This window comes from Erythrobacter sp. JB1-15, assembly GCF_057365035.1.
The window spans coordinates 725,835-745,575 of record NZ_CP200295.1; the positions used below are offsets into that span (position 1 = coordinate 725,835).

Below are 19,741 nucleotides of genomic sequence, written 5' to 3' on the forward strand. Positions count from 1 at the left end.
GGTCAAATAAAAAAGCGCCAAGCAACCGGCCCGGCGCACTTCAATCTCAACTGGGCCAGTTAGGTGCTCTGCCAGGAATGGTCAAGCATTCTTGCGGATTTCGGTCAATTTACGCTCCCAAGCGAGAGCATGCGCAATAATCGTATCAAGATCGGCGTGTTTTGGCTCCCAGGGAAGGGTCGCCCGGATACGCGAAGGGTCTGACACCAGCGAATCGGGATCGCCTGCGCGGCGCCCTTCAATGCGGCGGTCGATCTGTAAATTGGTCACGCGGTCCACCGCATCGAGAACTTCGAGCACGGAGAACCCCCGGCCATACCCGCAATTCATGGTGAGCGAACGCTGAGGCTGATCCATCAAAGCCTCAAGCGCAAGGACATGAGCGGCGGCCAGATCGCTCACATGGATATAATCGCGCACGCCTGTGCCATCGGGGGTGTCGTAGTCGGTTCCGAATACGCTGACACTGTCCCGCTTGCCCAGCGCAGCTTCAACGGCGACTTTGATAAGATGCGTCGCGCCAGCTGTTGATTGCCCGCTGCGGGCGCGCGGATCAGCGCCAGCCACATTGAAATACCGCAAGGCGCAGAAATTGAGTGGATGCGCCTGAACCGTATCGCCCAGCATCTGTTCGGTCATCAATTTCGACCAGCCATACGGATTGATCGGCTGGCGCGGCGTGTCTTCTGTCACGGGAGAAACTTCGGGTATGCCATAAGTCGCAGCGGTCGATGAAAAGATGAAATGCGGCACGGCGGCTGTAACCGCGGCCTCGATCAAGGCGCGGCTTTTGACGGTATTGTTGTGGTAATATTTAAGCGGGTTTTCGACGCTTTCCGGCACCACAATCGAGCCTGCAAAATGCATCACCGCCTTGCAATCATGCTTGGCGAAGATTTGCGCCAGCAATGCTGCATCCTCAATATCGCCTTCATAAAACGGCACTGTGTCGGGCACAGCGAACCGAAAGCCTGTGGTAAGGTTGTCGATCACCACGACGGGCCAGCCCGCATCGCTCAAGGCGAGGACGGCATGGCTGCCAATATAGCCCGCTCCGCCAGTAACGAGGACACAGGGCTTGGTGGATTGCGTGTTTGAATGTGTCGTCATGCGGAGCCGCCTATCACAAATGCACTGCAAAAGAATGAAAGCCTTGGAAAAACATGTAATGTTTGGGATGCATTATACGGTTTTGCGGCGGGCCTGTGCTAGTCTTTTGAAACCAACAGAAAGGGATTCGCACCATGTCCTTCACCAAGAAACGCCCCTTGACGATCTTCGCCGCAATCGCAGCGACCGGATTGGCAGGCTGCGTCAGCACTTACACCGGCCCTGTCGAAGTCACCCGCTTTGTGGCTGAAAACCCCGCAGGGCTCGGCCAAGGTCCGATCCGCATCGAGTTTTCCAATGACGAACTCAAGCCGGAAACCCGTCAGGCCTTTGCCGCTGCGATAGCGCAGGAATTGTCGGAGCAGGGATATGATGTGCAACTCGTCAGTCCGCCTGAAGGTATCGGCGCAGCGCACGTGGCAAGCGTTGATACGGCGCGCAATTCCATTGCCTCGGCAGGCAGGTCGCGCGGACCGGTCAGCGTGGGTGTCGGCGGGGGAACAGGAGGGTTTGGCAGCGGTGTTGGCCTCGGGCTGGGGATCAATCTGGGCGGCGGCCAGCGCGGGCCCAATGCGGTTACTGATCTGTCCGTGCGCATCACAAATGCAACCGGGGCAACCCTTTGGGAAGGCCGCGCACAGCAGGCGATCTCTGTCAATTCAGACTATGCCGACGTTGACGCCAGTGCACAGGCCCTAACCAAAGCCTTGTTCCGCGATTTTCCCGGCGGTAATGGCGAGACGATCAGCGTCGACGTCGACGACCTTTAAGGGACATTATGACCGCTATTGCCATCGATGCCGCTTTTGACAGCGGAAATATCGAAGTGCTCTCAATCGAAGGCAGCACCGCTCACCTTGCCATCTGCAAGGACAACTTGTCGCAATTTGCACAGTGGTTTCATTTCCGAGTGACGTGCGGCGCTGGCGAAGAGCTAGAATTGAAAATTACAGGCCTCAACAAATCCGCGTATCCTGGCGGCTGGCCGGGCTATGATGCGTGCGTATCGGAAGATCGCGAATATTGGGCGCGTGCAGCCAGTAGCTTTGACAAAGACGAAGCAGAAGGCACACTCACAATCCGCTACACGCCAGCCTCAAACATTGCCTATTTCGCTTATTTTGCGCCTTATCCGATTGAGCGTCACCACGATCTGGTGGCAGAGGCAGCGGCAAGCGAAGGGGTGGAGGTTACCCGGCTTGGCACAACGCTTGAGGGCCGTCCGCTTGATATGCTGAGCATGGGCGAAGGTGAGACAAAAGTGTGGCTCTATGCTCGCCAGCACCCTGGTGAAACACAGGCCGAATGGTGGATGGAAGGGGCGCTGGAATGCCTCACCGATCCTACCGATCCGGTAGCGCGGGCATTAAGGCACAAATGCCGGTTGTTCATCGTGCCCAACTGCAATCCTGATGGGTCTGCCCGCGGGCATTTGCGCACCAATGCAATCGGCACCAATTTGAACCGCGAATGGGCCAATCCTTCTGCTCAGAAATCTCCCGAAGTGCTCGCAATCCGCAACGCCATGGACGAGAGCGGCGTTGATTTCGCGATGGATGTGCACGGCGATGAAGCCATCCCAGCCAATTTCCTCGCAGGATTTGAAGGCATTCCTTCATGGAGCGATGAACAAGGCGAACAATTCTATCGATACCAGCGCATACTTGATCGGCGCACGCCCGATTTTCAGACCAAGTTGGGCTATCCCAAGACGGCTGCGGGCAAAGCCAACTTGGGGATCAGCACCAATCAGGTAGCAGAACGTTTTGGTGCCTGCGCCATGACGTTGGAAATGCCTTACAAAGATCTGGCCGATTTCCCGGAGCCGGAGCAGGGATGGTCACCGGAGCGCTGTAAAATGCTGGCGCGCGACTGCCTGGCGGCATTGGCCGAATGGCTTGAGGCACGCGAATAGACCAGCAACACAATTTACCATTTCTGGCAGGCGATGTTCATACTGGCGGGCTGGCATTGTGATATAGCACCTCTTGAGACGATAGAGGGAGAGACGCTGTGCCACATTCAAAACTACACTCACCAATTCACAGGCGGGCCATTCTGGCGGGCATTGGCATGGCGAGCGGAGCACTTGTGATGCCCGCGGCCGCCCATGCCCAAAGCCTTGGTGACATTTTGGGTGGCAGCAAATCGAACGGCGATAGCGGGCTTGGCCTGTCATCGCTGCTGGGCAAGGCAACAGACAATGCGCTTGATGATCTGGCGCAGCCCGGCGCCTTTTTCAACGATCAAGATATTCGTATAGGTCTGCCTTTGCTGGGCAAACTGGGCGGCGGATCGAAAGCCGGCGGCGGGGGATTGCTTGGCACTGTCCTTGGAGCAGGCTCGAAGCTGGCGGGCCTTCCGGGACTTGATGGCATTATCCGCGGCATCAATGATGGCGCAGGCGTAGCCGCTGGCGAGGCCAAACCGATCTTTCGCGAGGCAATTGACGGTCTGTCGTTCAGCGATGCCCCCGGCATCATCAAGCAGAACGACGGCGGCACGCAATATCTGCGGCAATCATCGAACGACAGCCTGCTCGAAAAGCTTTTGCCACTGGTCGACAGCGCTCTGGGCGATGCGGGCATTCATGGCCAGATCGAGAAACTGGGCGCACAGTCCAGCCTTATCAGCCAAGCAGGGTTGAACCGCGAAAGCGTCAATAAAACTGTCACCGATCAGGGTTTGGACGGCATTTTCAAATATGTCGGCAAAGAAGAAATCGCCTTTCGCAAGAACCCGCTGAAAGGTCTTGGCGGCATTTTCTAAGCGAGACTTTTGGGGCCAAAGGCATGCGGGAGCAGGTCGGACAAACGCACTGTGCGCACTTGATCTGCGCCCACACAGAATATGACCGGATCGCTCCCGCCTAATGCCGCCAATTCATGCAGGATCTGGCGGCATCGCCCGCACGGCGTAATCGGTTCACCAGCGCCTTTATCATCCGGTCCAATGACCGCAACGGCTACCAGCCCGCCACGCCGACCTTCCCCAAAAGCGCGCGAAACCGCCACCGTTTCCGCGCATAGCGCAAGCCCATAGCTGGCATTTTCAACATTGCTGCCAGTAATCACCGCGCCATCGTCGAACAGCAAAGCCGCACCCACCTGATAATCGGAATAGGGCGCATAGGCATTATGCGAAGCATTGCGCGCTGCTGCAATCAATGCGTCGCGTTGACCAATATCAAATCTCATTTCTGCACCACCACCCATTCAAGCGGCTCATCAGCCGCAGCGCTGTGATATTGACTGTTCGCACTCCATAACAGCCAGGGCCGCCCGGCGTAATCCGGCCGCGCCCTGTCGCGCATCAGCCACAAATCACGCTCAAGACTGCGTGCGGTGCGATGGCGTTGTTCAAACGCTTCGCCGATTTTCAGAATGACAGGTTTTCCCGCATGCATTTCGATCTGATTGACCAATGTCATCAGCTCGCTTTCGACCGCAGCATCGCTAACCGCTTTGGGGCAATCGCTTGCCAATCGTTCAAGCTCGATGGCAGGCGGCAACAATTCTGGGCTGCGCGGGACCATCTGAGTAAAATAAGCGCTTTGCATGTCGGCAGAAGTGCAAGGGTTAAAAGAAACAACAACGCCAATCTTCACCGGTGTTTGCGATGCCCGTGCATATCTATCGGCAAAATCATCATCCAGCGCTCGTGATTGTTGCTCAAGGCGCAGATACACAAATTGTGCGCCAATGGCCGAAAGCGCGGCGTATTGCATGCCCTCAGGCTCTGGTGGAATGACGACACCCTGCTCGGGGTATAATGCGGTGTCAGGCCGCCATTCGCGCATGTCAATCCACAGCCATGCTGCAAAAATGATCGCAACAAGCACTCCTGCAGCAATGGTCAGCCAGATTAGCCTGAACCACCGGCTCTGAGTGGTTTTGCGCTTGGAACGCGCACCAGGGCGCTTGGTTTGGGAAGAAACAGCCAAAGCCCGCCCTACCCTTTGATATGAAGAACGCAGATCAGCGTGAACAAACGGCGTGCTGTTGCGAAATCAGTTTCGACCTTGCCCTCAAGCCGTTCCAGCAAAAGCTCAGCAGAGCTGTTGTGTATCCCTCGCCGGGCCATGTCGATCGTCTCGATCTCCGCCGGTGTGGCTTTGCGGATGGCCTGGTAATAGCTGTCGCAAATAGCAAAATACTCGCGGATCGGACGGCGGAACCGCGCCAATCCGATCAGCAACGTCTCGAGCGGCTCTTCGGCTTCACTGCTGATATCCATGGCCAACCGGCCATCGGTTACCCCAAGATGCAGCCTGTAGGGTCCATTGGCACCGCGCTCTACACTTCGCACAGGTTTGAACGTGTTTTCCTCAATCAAGTCATAGATTGCCACACGGCGTTCTTGTTCGACATCCGCATTGCGCCAAAGGATCGTCTCTTCGTCAAGAGCGATATGAGCAATCCGGTGCGTTCCGGCAGCAGAGGAATCGGGCGGCAGAGTGGCCATGGATCAAGCTCTTCGCAGATCGGATGGTCACACTTCAAGCTCTTCGCGAAACCATCCCCGCAATCCACAAGGTTTTGGCCGAGCGAAAAAATAAATTCTCTGCCTTTGCCCTTGCATCAAGCGACTGGCTGCGCGCATCAAGAGCGAATGCCTGAAACCGAAATTCTATCGATCGTCCCGGCCGAAAATGACGCCGTGCGCAAGCTTCCCTCCAATCTTGAAGCGGAAGCTGCGTTTTTGGGCGCGGTGTTGATCGACAACCGTGTGATCGAGGAGCTTCAAGCGCCGATTCGCGCTGATCATTTCTTCGAACCGCTGCATCAACGCATTTTTGAGCGGGTTTTGACTTTGCTCGAACGCAACGCGACCGCATCGCCTGTAACCTTGCGCCCCTATTTCGAAGCGGACGAAGCGTTGAAAGAGCTGGGCGGTCCAAGCTATCTGGCGAAACTCACCGCAAGCGGCGCTGGCCTGCTTGCCCCGCGTGAACTTGCTCAGCAGATTTACGATCTGGCATTGCTACGTGAATTGGTGAGCGTCGGGCGCGGGCTGGTCGAAGGGGCGCTTGATACGTCGGAAGAAACCGATCCAATGGACAGGATCAGCCAAGCCGAAGCCGATCTGTTCAAAGTCGCAGAAGGCGCTGCCACAGGCAAAGAGGCATCAAGTTTCCGCACTGCCGCGCTCGAAGCCATCAAAATGGCCGAAGCCGCGATGAATTCAGGCGGCGGGCTTTCGGGCAAGACGACCGGGCTCGATTCGATTGATCGCAAGACCTCGGGCCTGCATAATTCCGACCTTATCATCCTTGCTGGTCGTCCAGGCATGGGCAAAACATCTCTTGCGACCAATATCGCATTCAATTGCGCTGAGGCGCATTTGAATTGGCAACATGATGGCGGCGATCACAATTACGGCGCACCCGCGGCCTTTTTCAGCCTAGAGATGAGCGCAGACCAACTCGCCACCAGGATTTTGGCGGAACAAGCGGAAATCAGCTCAGAAGCGCTGCGCAGCGGTAAAATGAGCCGAGAGGATTTTCAGCGTCTATCTTTCGCCAGCCAGCGATTGTCCGATCTGCCCTTGTACATTGATGATACGCCGGCGCTTACCATTGGTGCGCTGCGCACGCGCGCCAGGCGGTTGAAGCGGCGGCATGACATAGGATTGATCGTGGTCGACTACCTCCAGCTGTTGCAAGGATCTGGCCGCGCAAACGACAACCGCGTCAATGAGATTTCAGAGATCAGCCGGGGGCTGAAAACCCTTGCGAAAGAACTCAGCGTACCGGTTATCGCGCTATCACAGCTCAGCCGGGCCGTGGAACAGCGCGAAGACAAACGTCCGATGCTGTCCGATCTCAGGGAATCGGGTTCAATTGAGCAGGACGCTGATATGGTCTGGTTCGTCTACCGGGACGATTATTATCTCGAAGCGATCAAACCCGATTTCCCAACTGAGAATTCAAGCCCCGATTCGGTTGAGAAATATCGGGCCTGGGAAGAAAAGTACGAAGAGCTCAAAAACCGTGCCTCAGTCAATATCGCAAAACAGCGTCATGGCTCAACCGGCAACGTCCCGCTGCATTTCCAGAGCGAATTCACCAAATTCACCTCGCCCAACCTCAAAGACTATTCCGAATGGGGCTTTGAATGATAGGAACCAAGACGTGTCGCCTCAACGCGGCATTTTCTTGACTTTTCCCGCCGATATCATAGGTGAGCCTTTCTCCTAAAATTTCAGAAAGACATTTCGTCCATGGCACGCGTTACCGTTGAAGATTGCGTCGACAAGGTTCCAAACCGTTTCAACCTTGTGTTGCTGGCAGCCCAACGCGCACGCGAAATCTCGGGCGGTAGCGAACTGACGATTGATCGTGATCGCGACAAAAACCCGGTTGTGGCTCTTCGCGAAATTGCCGATCAAACGGTACGGCCGAAAGATCTGCAGGAATCGCTGGTTACGGGTCTTCAAAAAATCCTTCCTGATGATGAAGATGATGCCGATGAAATCGGCTCGCTCAGCCAGTCGGCCGAAGCTTTGCGCATCACGGCATCCGCACCCACTCGCTCAACGTCGATTGGCGCTGATTACGAAGGTTGAAGGATCACGACACGGCCGGATCATTCCGGCATGAAAGGCTGCCTGACCGGGCGGCCTTTTTCATTTTGGGACGCACACGCTTTTTTGTGCAACATCTTTCGGTTGTTGCTTAGTAGCGTAGCGATGAATAGCGGAACGGCGGCCGTTTGATCGTGCGCGCTACCAATATCCGCCCAAACAACGTCACACTTCACGCAAAGGACTGAGCAGCTCAATCCCATGGCATCGATTGCGGTCTACAGTGTCAAAGGCGGCGTGGGTAAGACCACTTTTGCAGTCAATCTGGCCTGGTGTGCCGCCAACATTTCCCGCCGCAAAACGCTGTTATGGGATTTGGATGCGTCAAATGGATCAGGATTTTTGCTCGGAATTGATTCGAAGAAAAAACACGCGGCAAAGTCAGTATTCTCCGGACAGCGTGATGTGACCAAACTCATCCAATCAACACAGTATAGCAATCTTTCCCTTCTCCCTGCTGATGAGAGCATTCGCACATTGGATCGGCAGTTCAACCAGTTGGGCAAGAAGAAACGGCTGGCAAAGCTGAACTCTGCGCTTGCAAAGGATTACGACAGGATCATTTTCGATTGTCCGCCAGTGCTGAATGAGATCAGCGGTCAGGTGATGCGAGCGGCAGATTTGGTTATCGTTCCTCTGCCCCCTTCGCCTCTTTCCAGTAGAGCATTTGAAATGGTTGTTGCTGAAGTCCGCGGCAGCGGCAAAAAACACCCGCCGATCCTGCCTGTGTTATCTATGGTAGATATGCGGCGAAGCCTTCATAAGCGCGCGCGCGAAGAAAATCCCAATTGGCCAATCATCCCATTGGCAAGCGCGATTGAGCAATGCGCGGTGACACGCAAACCGGTTGGCGCCTTTGCACCACGCTCAATAGCCGCACGCGGTTTCGCCCAATTGTGGACTGCGATCGAGCGCAAACTGGCAATGGGTTGAGATTTGTATGCGTAAATTGCTGCCGATCAAAAGCACTCATCAAGCTGCGCGGTCTGGATAAGCTCGCAACCTCTCCCTATACCACTCACCTGCGTGAGCATCGCATAGGGGCAAGGGCGCAAAGATGGCTGATATTGCAGAAGGTGTTGGCGGCGTTGCCGAGGGCGCACTCTTAAGCGCGGCAGTTGAACCCGATAGCGGCGATCCAACCTCGCCTAAAGGAACCGAAACCTGTCCGAATTGCCGGGCTAAAGCCAGCGGCGCGTATTGCTGGAACTGCGGCCAGAAGCTGCACGTTCATCGCACTCTGCGGGCAATCGGCCATGACCTGATGCACGGTGTGCTGCATCTGGATGGCAAGCTGTTTACGACGCTTCCGCTATTAACTTTTAAGCCCGGTGAGCTTACGCGGCGATACATCGAGGGCGAGCGTGCAAAGTTCGTCAGCCCTATGGCAATGTTCTTATTCAGCGTTTTTGCGATGTTCGCTGTGTTCCAAATGCTCGGCCTGTCGGTTCCAGCCGACTTGGACGGAGACCTTAGTGTCGAAGGAGTGAGTCAGTATCCTGAGCAGTTTCTGGTGCAACAGGAGGAGCAGCTGACAACCGAGCTGGCTGAGCTTGAGCCGGGTGCAGAGGGCTATGAAACGAGCCGCCAAGAAACAGAAGCAGCGCTCGCAGCGACGCGGGAGTTTCTCGAGCAAGTGCGGAGTCCTGCGACCGATCCAGGCGGCAATTCGATCAATCTACGCGACATGGAGGTCAACCTTACGGGGATTGAGCAACTGGATAGGGGGCTTATCGAAAAGTGGCAGCGCAACCCGAGCCTAATGCTTTATAAGTTACAGGCAAATGGATACAAGTTCAGCTGGTTGCTTATCCCACTTTCGCTTCCCACCATGCTTTTGCTATTCTTGTGGCGGCGACAATTTCACGCTTACGATCACACGGTTTTCATCACCTACTCGCTGAGCTTTATGTCTCTGTTGTTTATTGCGCTTTCGCTTGTCAGCGCAGCTGGCCTTAACTTGAACTGGGTTTTCACTGCTTTTGCCATCATCGCGCCGTTGCATATCAACAAGCATTTGCGCCATGCTTATGGCTTGTCCCGATTTTCCACTTTGTGGCGCTTTGTCGGCCTTTTGTTCGGCATAATGTTCGTGATGATCGGATTTCTGCAAGTGCTGTTTCTGCTTGGCGCTTTCTGACCTCTGGGAATGCGGCAGAGGCGTTTAATGAGAAAGGCGCCGGATCACTCCGGCGCCTTCCTGACCTCTTCGAAAACTCGACTAAGCGCCCTGAGGGGCTTCGTCGCCATTTGAGCCGAATCGCTTGCCTGCCTTGGGTATAGCAGAGCCATGTGTTGGAATGCTTGAAACCGGACCAGCGGGCGCATCAGGACGATCAAATTTCCCTGTATCCAGCAAGACCTTGATCTCCTCGCCCGACAAGGTCTCGTATTCAAGCAGCGCTTGAGCCAACAATTCGAGTTGATCGCCGTGTTTCTTCAACAGATCGGTCGCACGCTTATGAGCGCCTTCAACCAAGTCTTTGATTTCGGCATCAATCATCTTGTTGGTTTCTTCGCCGGCCATTGTGCGCGCGGTTTGCCCCATGCCGAGATAGCCTTCTTGGCTCTGCTCATATTGCAAGGGACCCAGCTTTTCAGACATGCCCCATTTGGTGACCATGTTCCGAGCAAGATCGGTGGCGTATTGGATATCGGAAGACGCGCCCGAACTAACCTTGTCGTGGCCGAAAATAAGTTCTTCAGCCACGCGTCCACCCATGCTGACCGACAGGTTCGCGTGCATTTTATCGCGGTGATAAGAATAGCTGTCGCGTTCCGGCAGACGCATGACCATACCCAGGGCGCGACCGCGCGGGATGATCGTGGCCTTGTGAATTGGGTCTGACGCTTCTTCGTGGACAGAGACAATCGCATGGCCTGCCTCATGATAGGCGGTCATTTTCTTCTCATCATCGGTCATCACCATGGAGCGGCGCTCTGCGCCCATCATGACTTTGTCTTTTGCATCCTCGAATTCTTGCATCGCCACAAGACGCTTGTTCCGGCGCGCAGCCAGCAAAGCAGCCTCGTTCACCAGATTGGCCAGATCAGCGCCTGAGAAGCCCGGTGTTCCGCGCGCAATCGTGCGCGGCTTCACATCCGGGGCCAACGGCACTTTTTTCATGTGTACGCCGAGAATTTTCTCGCGGCCTTCGATATCGGGAATGGGGACCACCACTTGGCGATCAAACCGACCGGGACGCAACAAGGCGGGGTCCAGAACATCTGGCCGGTTGGTGGCCGCGATGATGATAATACCTTCATTGGCTTCGAAGCCATCCATTTCAACGAGCAGTTGGTTCAAGGTTTGCTCACGCTCATCGTTGGAATTACCGAGCCCGTGGCCACGCGAACGGCCGACAGCGTCAATCTCATCAATGAAGAGAATGCAGGGCGCGTTTTTCTTGGCCTGTTCGAACATATCGCGCACACGGCTTGCACCAACGCCAACAAACATTTCAACAAAATCGGACCCGGAGATGGTGAAAAAGGGGACACCCGCTTCGCCAGCAATAGCGCGGGCCAGTAGCGTTTTACCGGTACCAGGTGATCCAACCAACAAAGCGCCTTTGGGAATTTGACCGCCCAGTTTGGAAAACCGCTGAGGATCTTTGAGAAACTCAACAATCTCCTGCAATTCCTCGCGCGCTTCATCAATACCTGCAACATCATCAAAAGTGACGCGGCCCTGGCGTTCGGTGAGCATTTTCGCTTTCGATTTGCCAAAACCCATAGCGCCGCCACCGCCGCCCTTTTGAACCTGACGCAAAGCGAAGAACGCAATGCCGAGGATTAAGATGAAAGGAAGCGAATTGATTAAGATATAGGCGAGCAAGCTGGTCTGTTCACGCGGCCGTCCCGTAAAATCAACATTGTTTTTTTCCAGCAGCCCAGTCAGCTCGGTGTCGGTCGGAACTGGGATCGTCTGGAAAGGCTCATCATTCGTGAGCGTCCCGGTGATCCGATCCTCACCCAACTGCACATCTTTCACTCGGCCCTCAGTAATGGCGTCGCGAAATTCAGAATAGCGAATTTCCTGCCCAGCGGGCTGGCCTGAATTGGTGAACAAGGAAACCGCCAACAGCAGAGCGAGGAATATACCGCCCCAAATCATCAGCTGTTTCACCCACGGGTTCTGGCCCTCAGGAGGTTGCTGGTTCGGATCGTTCTGGTCGCTCATCTAAAGTGATTCCTTTCTCAGAACATCAATGTAGGATTAGGCGCGTGAATGGCAAGATAACGTGACGTATCCGTTAGGGGGCGGTTTCCGTCAAAGCAGACCTATTTGCAGCCATAGGCAACCAAAAACACACTCACCGCGCCTGCGATCCTGCGGTCTCGATCCTTTTTTGAGATGGTCTCGCCGAAGCGATATTCGAGATCACCCATGCCTTTGCATAAAGAGACAAACTGTTCAGCAGCAAGCGATGGATCATCAATATTCAGCTCGCCAGACGCATCAGCATAGGCCAACAATTCGCTAAACGCGGCTTTCATGCGCCAAGGTCCTGCTTCCAGAAAAGCACGGGCAATGTTCGGATGGTCCTGCGTCTCGGCGGCAATACGATGTTCGAATCGGCGCATTTCCGGGCGCATCAGAAAATCGCACATGCTTTCGCCGATCACCACTAAACGCTCGCGCATACTGCCTGGCGGCAAAGCATCAAGCGAGAAAAGCCCGCTCATCCTCGCGCATTCCAGTTCGACAGCGGCAGCGAACAAAGCCTGCTTATCTCCAAAGTGATTGTAAACCGTTACTTTAGAAACGCCCGCATCTGCAGCGACTTGCTCAATCGCGGTGGCAGCAAATCCGTGCTTGAAGAAATGCTGTGCCGCTGCAGCTATAATGGCACGCCGTTTGGCGCTATCTACAGGTCGGCCAAGCTTTTTAGCAGGCGGCAGGGATACATTCTGAGACATGGTCATTGACAAACTGTACGGAGGCGTTCAATTAAACGCTTCCGTTCAATAATAGCATTTGCTCCTGCGTTCTCAACCCCAACCCTTCGCCAAAGGTTCCCCGTCGTGCTCTGGATCGCCATTAGAATGCTTACAGGAGATCCGCAGAAATTCTACGGGCTCCTTTTCGGCATTGGCTTTTCAACGCTGTTAATCACCCAGCAGCTCACGATCTTCGTAAATCTTATCGAACGCGGCGCGAGCGGCGTCTACAACGCACCAGAGGCAGAAGTGTGGGTTATGGACCCGGTCAGCCGCACGACCGAGGTGAATTATGCCATGCCTTCGACCGCTCTTGATGAAGTTCGATCGGTGGAAGGGGTGGAATGGGCTGTGCCGCATTTGCGCGCGACGGCGTCAGTTCGAACCAGCACGGGTGATTTGGAAGGCGTGAACATCGTCGGCGTGGATGACTCGACGTTGATCGGATTGCCCGAACGGCTGATCGAAGGCGACCGGCTGACCCTTTCCCAGCCAGACAGTGTCTTGATTGATGATACAGGCATTTCGAAGCTGTTCGAGAACGGTGAAGACCCCATTGGTCAAAGGCTGGAGTTGAACGACCAGCGCGCAGTTATCCGCGGTATCGCTGACTCAATCCCGGCATTTACGGGGCAGGTGACGTTATACACTAAATATAGCCGAGCGCTTAACTACGTGCCGGGAACCCGTAACCGGCTGACGTTTGTCCTCGTGGGTGTCGGTGAGGGAGAAACGCCGGAAAGTTTGTCCAACCGCATTTCGCAGCAAACCGGATTAAAAGCTCTGCCTCGCGAAGATCTGGCAAGGTCAGGAGTTGATTTCATTATCGAGAATACAGGGATCCCGCTCAATTTCGGGATCACAGTGGCTCTTGGATTTATAGTCGGCGTCGCGATTGTTGGCCTAACTTTCAGCCTATTCATTCGCGACAATATCAAACAGTTTGGTGCGCTAAAAGCGATCGGTGTCGCCAATTCGAAGATTGCGACTATGGTCGTGGCGCAGGCCGCATTGGTCGGATCTGTCGGCTATGCGATGGGCGTCATCGGCACCGCAGTTTTTGTCTGGGGCTTTTCGGGAGACCCCACTTTCAAAGGTTTCTATATCCCATGGCAAATTCCCTTGATCAGTCTGGTCGCCGTTGTTGTTATCTTGGCGATGACTGGTTGGATTTCTCTTCGTAGCGTTATGCGAACAGAACCTGCCTCGGTCTTCAGGTAAAGATCGCAGAGCATATGCATACGCCATCAGACAATCCCGCTAAAACAGCATCCTCAGCGATCAGCGCGCGCGCGATCGTGCGCGATTTTCAAGCTGGGCAATCAACTATTCGGGTTCTGCACGGGATTGATACCGATATACGCTCCGGCGAAATGACGTTTGTTGTTGGCGAAAGCGGCTCTGGCAAAACCACGCTTATTTCGATCATGTGTGGAATTTTGTGGCCTACTGACGGCGAAGTGCAGGTTTTTGGAACGGACATCTACGCTCTTTCCGACACGCAATTGGTCAATTTCCGGCTCGAAAATATCGGCTTTATTTTCCAGCAATATAATCTCATTCCAAGCATTGATGCCGCCGCAAACGCGGCAGTTCCGCTGATTGCAAAGGGCATGGAAATCGGGCGCGCGCGGCGCAAGGCCACCGAATTGCTCGATGCGCTAAATATTGCCGATCAGGCAGACAAGCTGCCGCGCCAGCTTTCGGGTGGTCAACAGCAACGCGTCGCCATTGCCCGTGCGCTGGTGCACGAACCCCGATTGGTGGTTTGCGACGAGCCAACTGCTGCGCTCGATGCGCGGTCTGGCCGGAAGGTCATGGACCTGTTGCGCGATGTGGCGGTTTCACAAGACCGCGCCTGCATCATCGTCACGCATGACAACCGCATCTTCGATCTGGCTGACCGTATTCTGGTGCTCGAAGATGGGCGCATCACGCATGATGGTTCAGATATGCCCGATGGCCACTAAATCCCTTCCATTTATCGCCAGCACCTCTTGAGGACACCATGTCGCTTCTTCCCCAAAATCTTAGCTTTTCCAGGCAGATCTTGCCCGTTCTCGCATTGATCGGTCTTGTCTTGGCGACGTTATACGTTTTGTCTGGACTGCCCGACCGGGAAAACACCCAGCCGCAGGCGGAGCCTCCCAAGGCATCCGGCTCTCTGGCCAATTCGGCGCGGGTTGCTGGTGTTGGTCTGGTCGAACCATCGAGCGAGATCATCGATATCGGCAGTGCTTTGTCGGGACTTGTCACAGATGTGCGCGTGGAACCGGGGGATAGAGTGGAGAAAGGCCAGCCGCTATTTGTTGTTGATGATCGCGCAGTACGATCTCAACTGACAGAAGCGAATGCCGCCATTGAAGAAGCAAAAGCAGCAATTTCAGAAGCACAAACCGCGCGCAACACTGCACGGCGCCAATTGGCACTCTATCGCGCCCTCGACGATCCGGCCGCTGTCAGCCAGGCAGAAATCATCCAAGCAGAGGGAGAGGAGCGCGCTGCAGCCAGCCGCCTCAATTCTGCACGCGCGCGCCTGTCGGCAGCCCAAGCTCGATCTGGCAGCGCCAAAACAGAGCTGAGCCGGTTGACAGTCCGCGCTCCGATTGCCGGCGAAATCCTCGCGGTCAACATCCGCGCAGGCGAATTTGTCGCAACACAGGGCGGCGCGAGCGCGCCCTTTATTCAGATGGGCGAGACAATGCCGCTGCATGTTAGAGTCGATATCGATGAGAACGAGGCGGTTCGGGTCAAAATTGGAGCGCCTGCCACCGTGTCACCGCGCGGCGCGGCTGACTTGCAGATCGAAGCTGAATTCGTGCGTGCAGAGCCGCTAGTGGTACCCAAAAGACAGCTGACTAACAGCGCGGCTGAGCGGGTTGATGTCCGTGTCCTTCAAGTGATTTATGCTCTCCCCCAAACCGATATTTTCCGTGTGGGCCAGCAGGTTGATGCCTTTATCGCTGCCCGCGAAACGAGCAGGTCCGGCAGCGATGCATCCAAGCAAAGCGGGGATGAATGAGCCATGCGCACGCTCGTAATTTCGCTTGCATCAATCAGTCTTGCCGGATGCGTGGCGGGTCCCGCGCCCAAAATCGCGACACCTGCGCCAGATCTTGGCACGCAGTATTACTTCAACGTACCCGCCGATACCAATGCAACACTTGGCGATCTCTTGCCAGGCGGCGATCCTGCTTATCAAGCGCTTTCCAGCGCAGCACTAGAAGGCGCGCCTACACTGGCAGAGGCGGCAGGCCGCGTAGAGGCAGCAAGAGCGGGTGTGCGCGGCGCGGCGGCGGCGCGTTTACCCAATTTTACAGCCGATGCTTCAGTTACGGGCAACCGGATTAACCCCAATCAGTTTGGCGCAGACAATCCGTTCGCCTCGCAAATCGATACCGAACAGCTTGTTTATGGAGCAAACCTCACTGCTAGCTGGGATGCCGATCTGTTTGGCAGACTGAAAGCAAACGAACGAGCGGCGATTGCGAGAATAGACAGCGCAAGCGCTGCAGCTCAAAGTGTGCGCATTGCACTGCTTGCTGAAATCGCAGGCAGCATAGTTGACTGGCGCGTTCTGGCTGAGCGTATGACAGCTCTCGAAGCCGACGTGAGCGCCGCTGAACGACTCGCCCAGCTTGCCAAAGTGCGCGAAGATGCTGGCATTTCTCCAGGGTTTGACCGGTTGCGGGCTGAAGCGGCGGCAAGCAGCTCGCGCGCGCGGCTCGCGACTTTGCAAAGCGAGCGCGTTCGGATGATCGGGCGTTTAGTCACGCTGACAGGGCAACCAGCCAGCCTGGTTGCGCAGGCCTTGGCATCTGAAGGTCCAGCGCTTGCGCAACCCCCCCGCCGCGATCTTTGCCTTCTCAATTGCTTGCCAATCGTCCTGATGTGTTGGCTGCGGGCGCTGAACTTGCTGCGACAGATCAGGATTTGGCTGCGGCTGCGCGGTCACGATTTCCGCAGCTGAACCTTTCATCGGTTGTCGGTCTGCTTGCCTTTAACCCGGGCGATGTTTTTGACAGTGATTCCCTCGTGGGCGCGCTCACCGCAGGAATTGCCGGGCCCATATTCGATTTTGGCCGTATTGAGGCGCAGATTGATAGTGCTGCCGCGAATAAGCGCATCGCTTTTGCAGCCTATCGCGGCGCGGTGTTTCAGGCGCTCGGCGATGCAGAGGCTGCGTACGGCCTGATTGAGGCCAGCGATCGCGAAGCCGACCTGTCGATCCAGGAACGCGGCGCTTTGCAGCGGGCCGCATCGCTTGCTGAAACTCGATACCGTGCTGGTTTAGCGAATTTCCTCGAAGTGCTCGAAGCCCGCCGTGCTGCTGATGCGAGCGGCGAGCGTGCCGCAGCCGCACTAGGCCGCGCGATGCGCGCGCGCATCATTTTGTGGCAAGCACTTGGCGGGGACACGAAGCCACCTGCAGCTGATGATGCGAGCACCTAATTAGATCGCCTTAGCAATGCGGCCCGCTCACACCGGCACACGACATCATCACGCTGATTGAGCAGTTCGTGAGTGAACGTCACAATCCCTGCTTCAGGGCGAGATTTGCTCTCCCTGAGCCCCGTCACCTCGCTTTGGGCGCGCATAGTATCACCGATGAAAACAGGCTTGGGCGTCACCACTTTATCGAAGCCCAGATTTGCGACCAACGTGCCCAAAGTGGTGTCGCCAACTGACAGTCCGACAAGCAGCGAAAAAGTGAAAGTCGAGTTCACCAGGATTTGGCCAAATCCGCTTTCTTTTGCAGCCTCGATATCTAGGTGCAGTGGCTGCGGATTGTGTGTCATGGTTGAAAACAGCAGATTGTCCGTTTCAGTTACAGTTCGGCGGATTTCGTGCTCAATCCGTTCGCCAAGCTGCCATTCATCGAAGCATTTGCCCGCCATGTCTGCTACCCCTGCTTTTCCCAAGACGCGACCACATCGCGCCCTGCATCATCGCTCGAACGCACCGCGCCGGGTGTCCGGCTGAATCGCGGTGCAGGCGCTGTGTGCCAATCCCCATCATGTTCAACAAATGCACCGCGCGCTTTCATATGGGGGTGATGCCGAGCTTCATCGAGGTCAAGCACAGGGGCAAAACACGCATCTGTCCCTTCAAGCAATTCGCACCATTCGTCTCGGTTTTTTGTCTTGAACAAAGCCGCGACCTGCTCAGCATTGTTATCCCAATTGGCCGGGTTCATCTGCCCTTCTGCAAGGCCTGCTGGCGCGCCCGCTTTGGCCAAAAACTCTGCGTAGAATTGCGGTTCGATCGCGCCTAGCGAGATGTCTTTGCCATCCTTGCATTCAAAACAGCGGTAAAAATGCGCCGCGCCCCCCAGCATGCCCATGCCGCGTTCGGTGGTTAGAAACGGACGATTGCGCACTCCGAAGAAAAAGCTCATCAAACTGGTCGCGCCATCGACGATGGCTGCGTCAACCACTTGACCCTTCCCAGAGCGTTCACGCTCATAGAGCGCTGACAAAATTCCGAACGCGCAATACATCGAGCCCCCGCCAAAATCGCCGACGAGATTTTGCGGCGGTACAGGCGGATTGCCTGCTTTACCCACGGCCGACAAAGCGCCTGTAAGGGCGATATAGTTGATGTCGTGTCCTGCCGCCTGCGCCAATGGGCCGTCCTGGCCCCAGCCAGTCATCCGGGCGTAGACAAGGCGCGGATTTTGGCTGTGCAATTCATCAGGTCCCAGCCCTAACCGCTCCATCACGCCGGGCCTGAATCCTTCGATCAGAACATCCGCTTTACTCGCCGCATCAAGGCAAAAAGCGAGCCCTTCTTCCGATTTCAGGTCAAGAGCAATCCGGTGCCGTGCGCGTTCGACCACTGGATTGCTTGGCGCGCTGCCAGGCCTTTCTATTCGCACAATTTCTGCGCCCAGATCGGCCAGCAGCATTCCGACATGAGGTCCGGGGCCGATACCGCTAAATTCCACCACCTTCAGCCCTTCTAGCGGGCCTGTTTGATTAGCCATCCTTATGTGTCCCTCTCTATCCTTTAACAGCGCGGCCCCGTCCGCCAATTGACTTGGCCATGGCGCTCTTTCAAGACCTTTACCGCAACTGAGACGGCGGGGTAGCTCAAATTGAATAAGTCTCCAAAACGTGTGCTTGCGGCTGCATCTGGAGGCGGGCATTGGGAGCAGCTTATGCTGCTGCGCGGAGCGTTTGAAGGGCAAGATCTAAGCTATGCAACAACGGACGCTGCGATGCCCCAACTGCACTGCATCGAAAACGCGGCATTGCTACCCGATTGCAACCAGCACCAGCCATTTCGCGCTGTCTGGTGTATGTTCGCCGCTTGCTGGTTGATCTTGAAGGTTCGCCCAGATGTCGTTGTGTCAACTGGCGCGGCGCCGGGCTTTTTCTGCATCCTGATGGGCCGCCTTGTTGGCGCGCGCACCTTATGGATCGATAGCGTTGCCAATGCCGATGCCATGTCAATGTCTGGCAGATTATCGAAGCGGGTGGCCCATGAATGTCTCACGCAATGGGAGCATCTGGCTGCCGAGCCTCGTCCAAGTTTTCGCGGGGCAGTGCTTTGATCCTGGTAACGGTTGGGATGCAACTTGGCTTTGATCGTTTGATTAAAGTGATGGATGAACTTGCCCCAAACCTTGAACAGCCAGTGATCGCACAAAGCGGCAAGGGTTCTTTTAAGGCCCGGCATATGGAACAGCACGGCACATTGGCAGCAGATCAGTTTGAAGCGCTGGCCAAAACTGCGGATCTAATCGTGAGCCATGCCGGAATAGGCACGGTCCTCACTGCAAAGCGGCTTTCCAAACCGATTGTGCTGTTTCCGCGCCGAGCGAGTTTGGGCGAGCACCGCAACGACCATCAATTGGCCACTTGCCGGCAATTGGGACAAAGGCCCGGGATTCACTGCGTTTTCGAAGAGCATGACTTGCTTTCAGCCATCCAATTGGGGCTGAAGACCAAGGCGGGCGCGGCCTCAAGTCCACCTGCGACCGCCCAACTTGAAGCCGCCATTGCCACATTTATTGCGACCGGGACGATCTAAGCATTGCTCGCGCAAAATGTAAAAACTGGATGCCAAGCAGGTTAAATCGGCTAAACCCCATTCAAGA

Annotated in this window: 22 protein-coding genes; 14 read left to right on the plus strand and 8 right to left on the minus strand. The window is 55.6% G+C overall.

What is annotated here, in order from left to right; genetic code table 11:
* Window positions 1-81: 81 nt before the first annotated feature.
* Entirely contained in the window at window positions 82-1,110 is a 1,029-nt protein-coding gene (gene galE / locus AC0V6L_RS03440) for a UDP-glucose 4-epimerase GalE (RefSeq protein ID WP_486153015.1), read from the minus strand.
* 134 nt (window positions 1,111-1,244) lie between these two features.
* Between galE and AC0V6L_RS03445 the strand changes: the two genes are divergently transcribed.
* From AC0V6L_RS03445 to AC0V6L_RS03455, 3 genes are all read left to right on the plus strand, one after another.
* Window positions 1,245-1,880: a DUF4136 domain-containing protein gene (locus AC0V6L_RS03445; RefSeq protein ID WP_486153016.1), complete on the plus strand. Its 636-nt coding sequence runs from the start codon at window positions 1,245-1,247 to the stop codon at window positions 1,878-1,880.
* Between the two features lie 8 nt (window positions 1,881-1,888).
* Window positions 1,889-3,025 (plus strand): M14 family metallopeptidase, encoded by a 1,137-nt coding sequence (locus tag AC0V6L_RS03450; protein WP_486153017.1) that lies wholly within the window; start codon window positions 1,889-1,891, stop codon window positions 3,023-3,025.
* Between the two features lie 179 nt (window positions 3,026-3,204).
* Window positions 3,205-3,879, plus strand: a complete 675-nt coding sequence (locus tag AC0V6L_RS03455; protein WP_486153018.1) for a DUF4197 family protein — start codon at window positions 3,205-3,207, stop codon at window positions 3,877-3,879.
* On the opposite strand, the gene AC0V6L_RS03460 is transcribed toward AC0V6L_RS03455, so the two are convergent.
* From AC0V6L_RS03460 to AC0V6L_RS03470, 3 genes are read right to left on the minus strand one after another with little or no spacing between them, the layout of a single operon-like run.
* Window positions 3,876-4,307: a cytidine deaminase gene (locus AC0V6L_RS03460; protein ID WP_486153019.1), complete on the minus strand. Its 432-nt coding sequence runs from the start codon at window positions 4,305-4,307 to the stop codon at window positions 3,876-3,878. The genes AC0V6L_RS03455 and AC0V6L_RS03460 overlap by 4 nt on opposite strands.
* A complete protein-coding gene (locus tag AC0V6L_RS03465; protein ID WP_486153020.1) occupies window positions 4,304-5,053 on the minus strand; it encodes a glycoside hydrolase family 25 protein in 750 nt (249 codons plus the stop codon). Before AC0V6L_RS03465 ends, AC0V6L_RS03460 begins: the two co-directional genes overlap by 4 nt.
* Window positions 5,054-5,061: 8 nt before the next feature.
* On the minus strand, window positions 5,062-5,574 hold the full coding sequence (locus AC0V6L_RS03470; RefSeq protein WP_486153021.1) for a UPF0262 family protein: 513 nt from the start codon (window positions 5,572-5,574) through the stop codon (window positions 5,062-5,064).
* Between the two features lie 147 nt (window positions 5,575-5,721).
* On the opposite strand from AC0V6L_RS03470, the gene AC0V6L_RS03475 reads away from it, so the two are divergent.
* The 4 genes from AC0V6L_RS03475 (at window position 5,722) to AC0V6L_RS03490 (ending at window position 9,835) form a co-directional block, all read left to right on the plus strand.
* Window positions 5,722-7,230: a replicative DNA helicase gene (locus tag AC0V6L_RS03475; RefSeq protein ID WP_486148238.1), complete on the plus strand. Its 1,509-nt coding sequence runs from the start codon at window positions 5,722-5,724 to the stop codon at window positions 7,228-7,230.
* Window positions 7,231-7,332: 102 nt separating this feature from the next.
* Window positions 7,333-7,677, plus strand: a complete 345-nt coding sequence (rpoZ, locus tag AC0V6L_RS03480; RefSeq protein WP_486148240.1) for a DNA-directed RNA polymerase subunit omega — start codon at window positions 7,333-7,335, stop codon at window positions 7,675-7,677.
* A 219-nt stretch (window positions 7,678-7,896) separates the two neighbouring features.
* Window positions 7,897-8,628, plus strand: a complete 732-nt coding sequence (locus AC0V6L_RS03485) for a ParA family protein (protein ID WP_486153022.1) — start codon at window positions 7,897-7,899, stop codon at window positions 8,626-8,628.
* Window positions 8,629-8,752: 124 nt separating this feature from the next.
* Window positions 8,753-9,835, plus strand: coding sequence for a DUF3667 domain-containing protein (locus tag AC0V6L_RS03490; RefSeq protein ID WP_486153023.1), 1,083 nt, complete (start codon window positions 8,753-8,755; stop codon window positions 9,833-9,835).
* A gap of 81 nt (window positions 9,836-9,916) precedes the next feature.
* On the opposite strand, the gene ftsH is transcribed toward AC0V6L_RS03490, so the two are convergent.
* Together ftsH and AC0V6L_RS03500 are read right to left on the minus strand one after the other, a co-directional pair.
* The gene (gene ftsH, locus AC0V6L_RS03495; RefSeq protein ID WP_486153024.1) at window positions 9,917-11,878 is read right to left on the minus strand and encodes an ATP-dependent zinc metalloprotease FtsH; all 1,962 of its coding nucleotides are present in this window, start codon (window positions 11,876-11,878) and stop codon (window positions 9,917-9,919) included.
* 101 nt (window positions 11,879-11,979) lie between these two features.
* Window positions 11,980-12,624, minus strand: coding sequence for a TetR/AcrR family transcriptional regulator (locus AC0V6L_RS03500; RefSeq protein WP_486153025.1), 645 nt, complete (start codon window positions 12,622-12,624; stop codon window positions 11,980-11,982).
* A gap of 99 nt (window positions 12,625-12,723) precedes the next feature.
* Here AC0V6L_RS03500 and AC0V6L_RS03505 point away from each other — a divergent pair, with 99 nt between their 5' ends.
* The 5 genes from AC0V6L_RS03505 to AC0V6L_RS03525 are packed head-to-tail and all read left to right on the plus strand — an operon-like array spanning window position 12,724 to window position 17,091.
* Window positions 12,724-13,860, plus strand: a complete 1,137-nt coding sequence (locus AC0V6L_RS03505; protein ID WP_486153026.1) for an ABC transporter permease — start codon at window positions 12,724-12,726, stop codon at window positions 13,858-13,860.
* 14 nt (window positions 13,861-13,874) lie between these two features.
* Complete coding sequence (locus AC0V6L_RS03510; RefSeq protein WP_486153027.1) at window positions 13,875-14,609, plus strand: ABC transporter ATP-binding protein; 735 nt, start codon at window positions 13,875-13,877, stop codon at window positions 14,607-14,609.
* Window positions 14,610-14,647: 38 nt separating this feature from the next.
* Entirely contained in the window at window positions 14,648-15,661 is a 1,014-nt protein-coding gene (locus AC0V6L_RS03515) for an efflux RND transporter periplasmic adaptor subunit (RefSeq protein WP_486153028.1), read from the plus strand.
* Window positions 15,662-15,664: 3 nt separating this feature from the next.
* Complete coding sequence (locus AC0V6L_RS03520) at window positions 15,665-16,609, plus strand: TolC family protein (RefSeq protein ID WP_486153029.1); 945 nt, start codon at window positions 15,665-15,667, stop codon at window positions 16,607-16,609.
* Window positions 16,531-17,091: a TolC family protein gene (locus AC0V6L_RS03525; RefSeq protein ID WP_486153030.1), complete on the plus strand. Its 561-nt coding sequence runs from the start codon at window positions 16,531-16,533 to the stop codon at window positions 17,089-17,091. The genes AC0V6L_RS03520 and AC0V6L_RS03525 overlap by 79 nt, the downstream gene beginning before the upstream one ends.
* On the opposite strand, the gene AC0V6L_RS03530 is transcribed toward AC0V6L_RS03525, so the two are convergent.
* Both AC0V6L_RS03530 and AC0V6L_RS03535 read right to left on the minus strand, forming a co-directional pair.
* Window positions 17,088-17,537, minus strand: a complete 450-nt coding sequence (locus AC0V6L_RS03530; RefSeq protein WP_486153031.1) for a MaoC family dehydratase — start codon at window positions 17,535-17,537, stop codon at window positions 17,088-17,090. The genes AC0V6L_RS03525 and AC0V6L_RS03530 overlap by 4 nt on opposite strands.
* A gap of 5 nt (window positions 17,538-17,542) precedes the next feature.
* On the minus strand, window positions 17,543-18,625 hold the full coding sequence (locus tag AC0V6L_RS03535; RefSeq protein ID WP_486153032.1) for a CaiB/BaiF CoA transferase family protein: 1,083 nt from the start codon (window positions 18,623-18,625) through the stop codon (window positions 17,543-17,545).
* A 111-nt stretch (window positions 18,626-18,736) separates the two neighbouring features.
* Here AC0V6L_RS03535 and AC0V6L_RS03540 point away from each other — a divergent pair, with 111 nt between their 5' ends.
* Complete coding sequence (locus AC0V6L_RS03540) at window positions 18,737-19,195, plus strand: glucuronosyltransferase (RefSeq protein ID WP_486148260.1); 459 nt, start codon at window positions 18,737-18,739, stop codon at window positions 19,193-19,195.
* A complete protein-coding gene (locus tag AC0V6L_RS03545; RefSeq protein ID WP_486155038.1) occupies window positions 19,141-19,674 on the plus strand; it encodes a glycosyltransferase in 534 nt (177 codons plus the stop codon). The genes AC0V6L_RS03540 and AC0V6L_RS03545 overlap by 55 nt, the downstream gene beginning before the upstream one ends.
* The last annotated feature ends 67 nt before the right edge of the window (window positions 19,675-19,741 follow it).

Excerpts from the sequence above, each read along its gene's own strand:
- galE (WP_486153015.1), bottom strand. The coding sequence starts at position 1,110 with ATGACGACACATTCAAACACGCAATCCACCAAGCCCTGTGTCCTCGTT.
- AC0V6L_RS03445 (WP_486153016.1), top strand. The coding sequence starts at position 1,245 with ATGTCCTTCACCAAGAAACGCCCCTTGACGATCTTCGCCGCAATCGCA.
- AC0V6L_RS03450 (WP_486153017.1), top strand. The coding sequence starts at position 1,889 with ATGACCGCTATTGCCATCGATGCCGCTTTTGACAGCGGAAATATCGAA.
- AC0V6L_RS03455 (WP_486153018.1), top strand. The coding sequence starts at position 3,205 with ATGCCCGCGGCCGCCCATGCCCAAAGCCTTGGTGACATTTTGGGTGGC.
- AC0V6L_RS03460 (WP_486153019.1), bottom strand. The coding sequence starts at position 4,307 with ATGAGATTTGATATTGGTCAACGCGACGCATTGATTGCAGCAGCGCGC.
- AC0V6L_RS03470 (WP_486153021.1), bottom strand. The coding sequence starts at position 5,574 with ATGGCCACTCTGCCGCCCGATTCCTCTGCTGCCGGAACGCACCGGATT.
- AC0V6L_RS03475 (WP_486148238.1), top strand. The coding sequence starts at position 5,722 with ATGCCTGAAACCGAAATTCTATCGATCGTCCCGGCCGAAAATGACGCC.
- rpoZ (WP_486148240.1), top strand. The coding sequence starts at position 7,333 with ATGGCACGCGTTACCGTTGAAGATTGCGTCGACAAGGTTCCAAACCGT.
- AC0V6L_RS03485 (WP_486153022.1), top strand. The coding sequence starts at position 7,897 with ATGGCATCGATTGCGGTCTACAGTGTCAAAGGCGGCGTGGGTAAGACC.
- AC0V6L_RS03490 (WP_486153023.1), top strand. The coding sequence starts at position 8,753 with ATGGCTGATATTGCAGAAGGTGTTGGCGGCGTTGCCGAGGGCGCACTC.
- ftsH (WP_486153024.1), bottom strand. The coding sequence starts at position 11,878 with ATGAGCGACCAGAACGATCCGAACCAGCAACCTCCTGAGGGCCAGAAC.
- AC0V6L_RS03500 (WP_486153025.1), bottom strand. The coding sequence starts at position 12,624 with ATGACCATGTCTCAGAATGTATCCCTGCCGCCTGCTAAAAAGCTTGGC.
- AC0V6L_RS03510 (WP_486153027.1), top strand. The coding sequence starts at position 13,875 with ATGCATACGCCATCAGACAATCCCGCTAAAACAGCATCCTCAGCGATC.
- AC0V6L_RS03515 (WP_486153028.1), top strand. The coding sequence starts at position 14,648 with ATGTCGCTTCTTCCCCAAAATCTTAGCTTTTCCAGGCAGATCTTGCCC.
- AC0V6L_RS03520 (WP_486153029.1), top strand. The coding sequence starts at position 15,665 with ATGCGCACGCTCGTAATTTCGCTTGCATCAATCAGTCTTGCCGGATGC.
- AC0V6L_RS03530 (WP_486153031.1), bottom strand. The coding sequence starts at position 17,537 with ATGGCGGGCAAATGCTTCGATGAATGGCAGCTTGGCGAACGGATTGAG.
- AC0V6L_RS03535 (WP_486153032.1), bottom strand. The coding sequence starts at position 18,625 with ATGGCTAATCAAACAGGCCCGCTAGAAGGGCTGAAGGTGGTGGAATTT.
- AC0V6L_RS03545 (WP_486155038.1), top strand. The coding sequence starts at position 19,141 with ATGGGAGCATCTGGCTGCCGAGCCTCGTCCAAGTTTTCGCGGGGCAGT.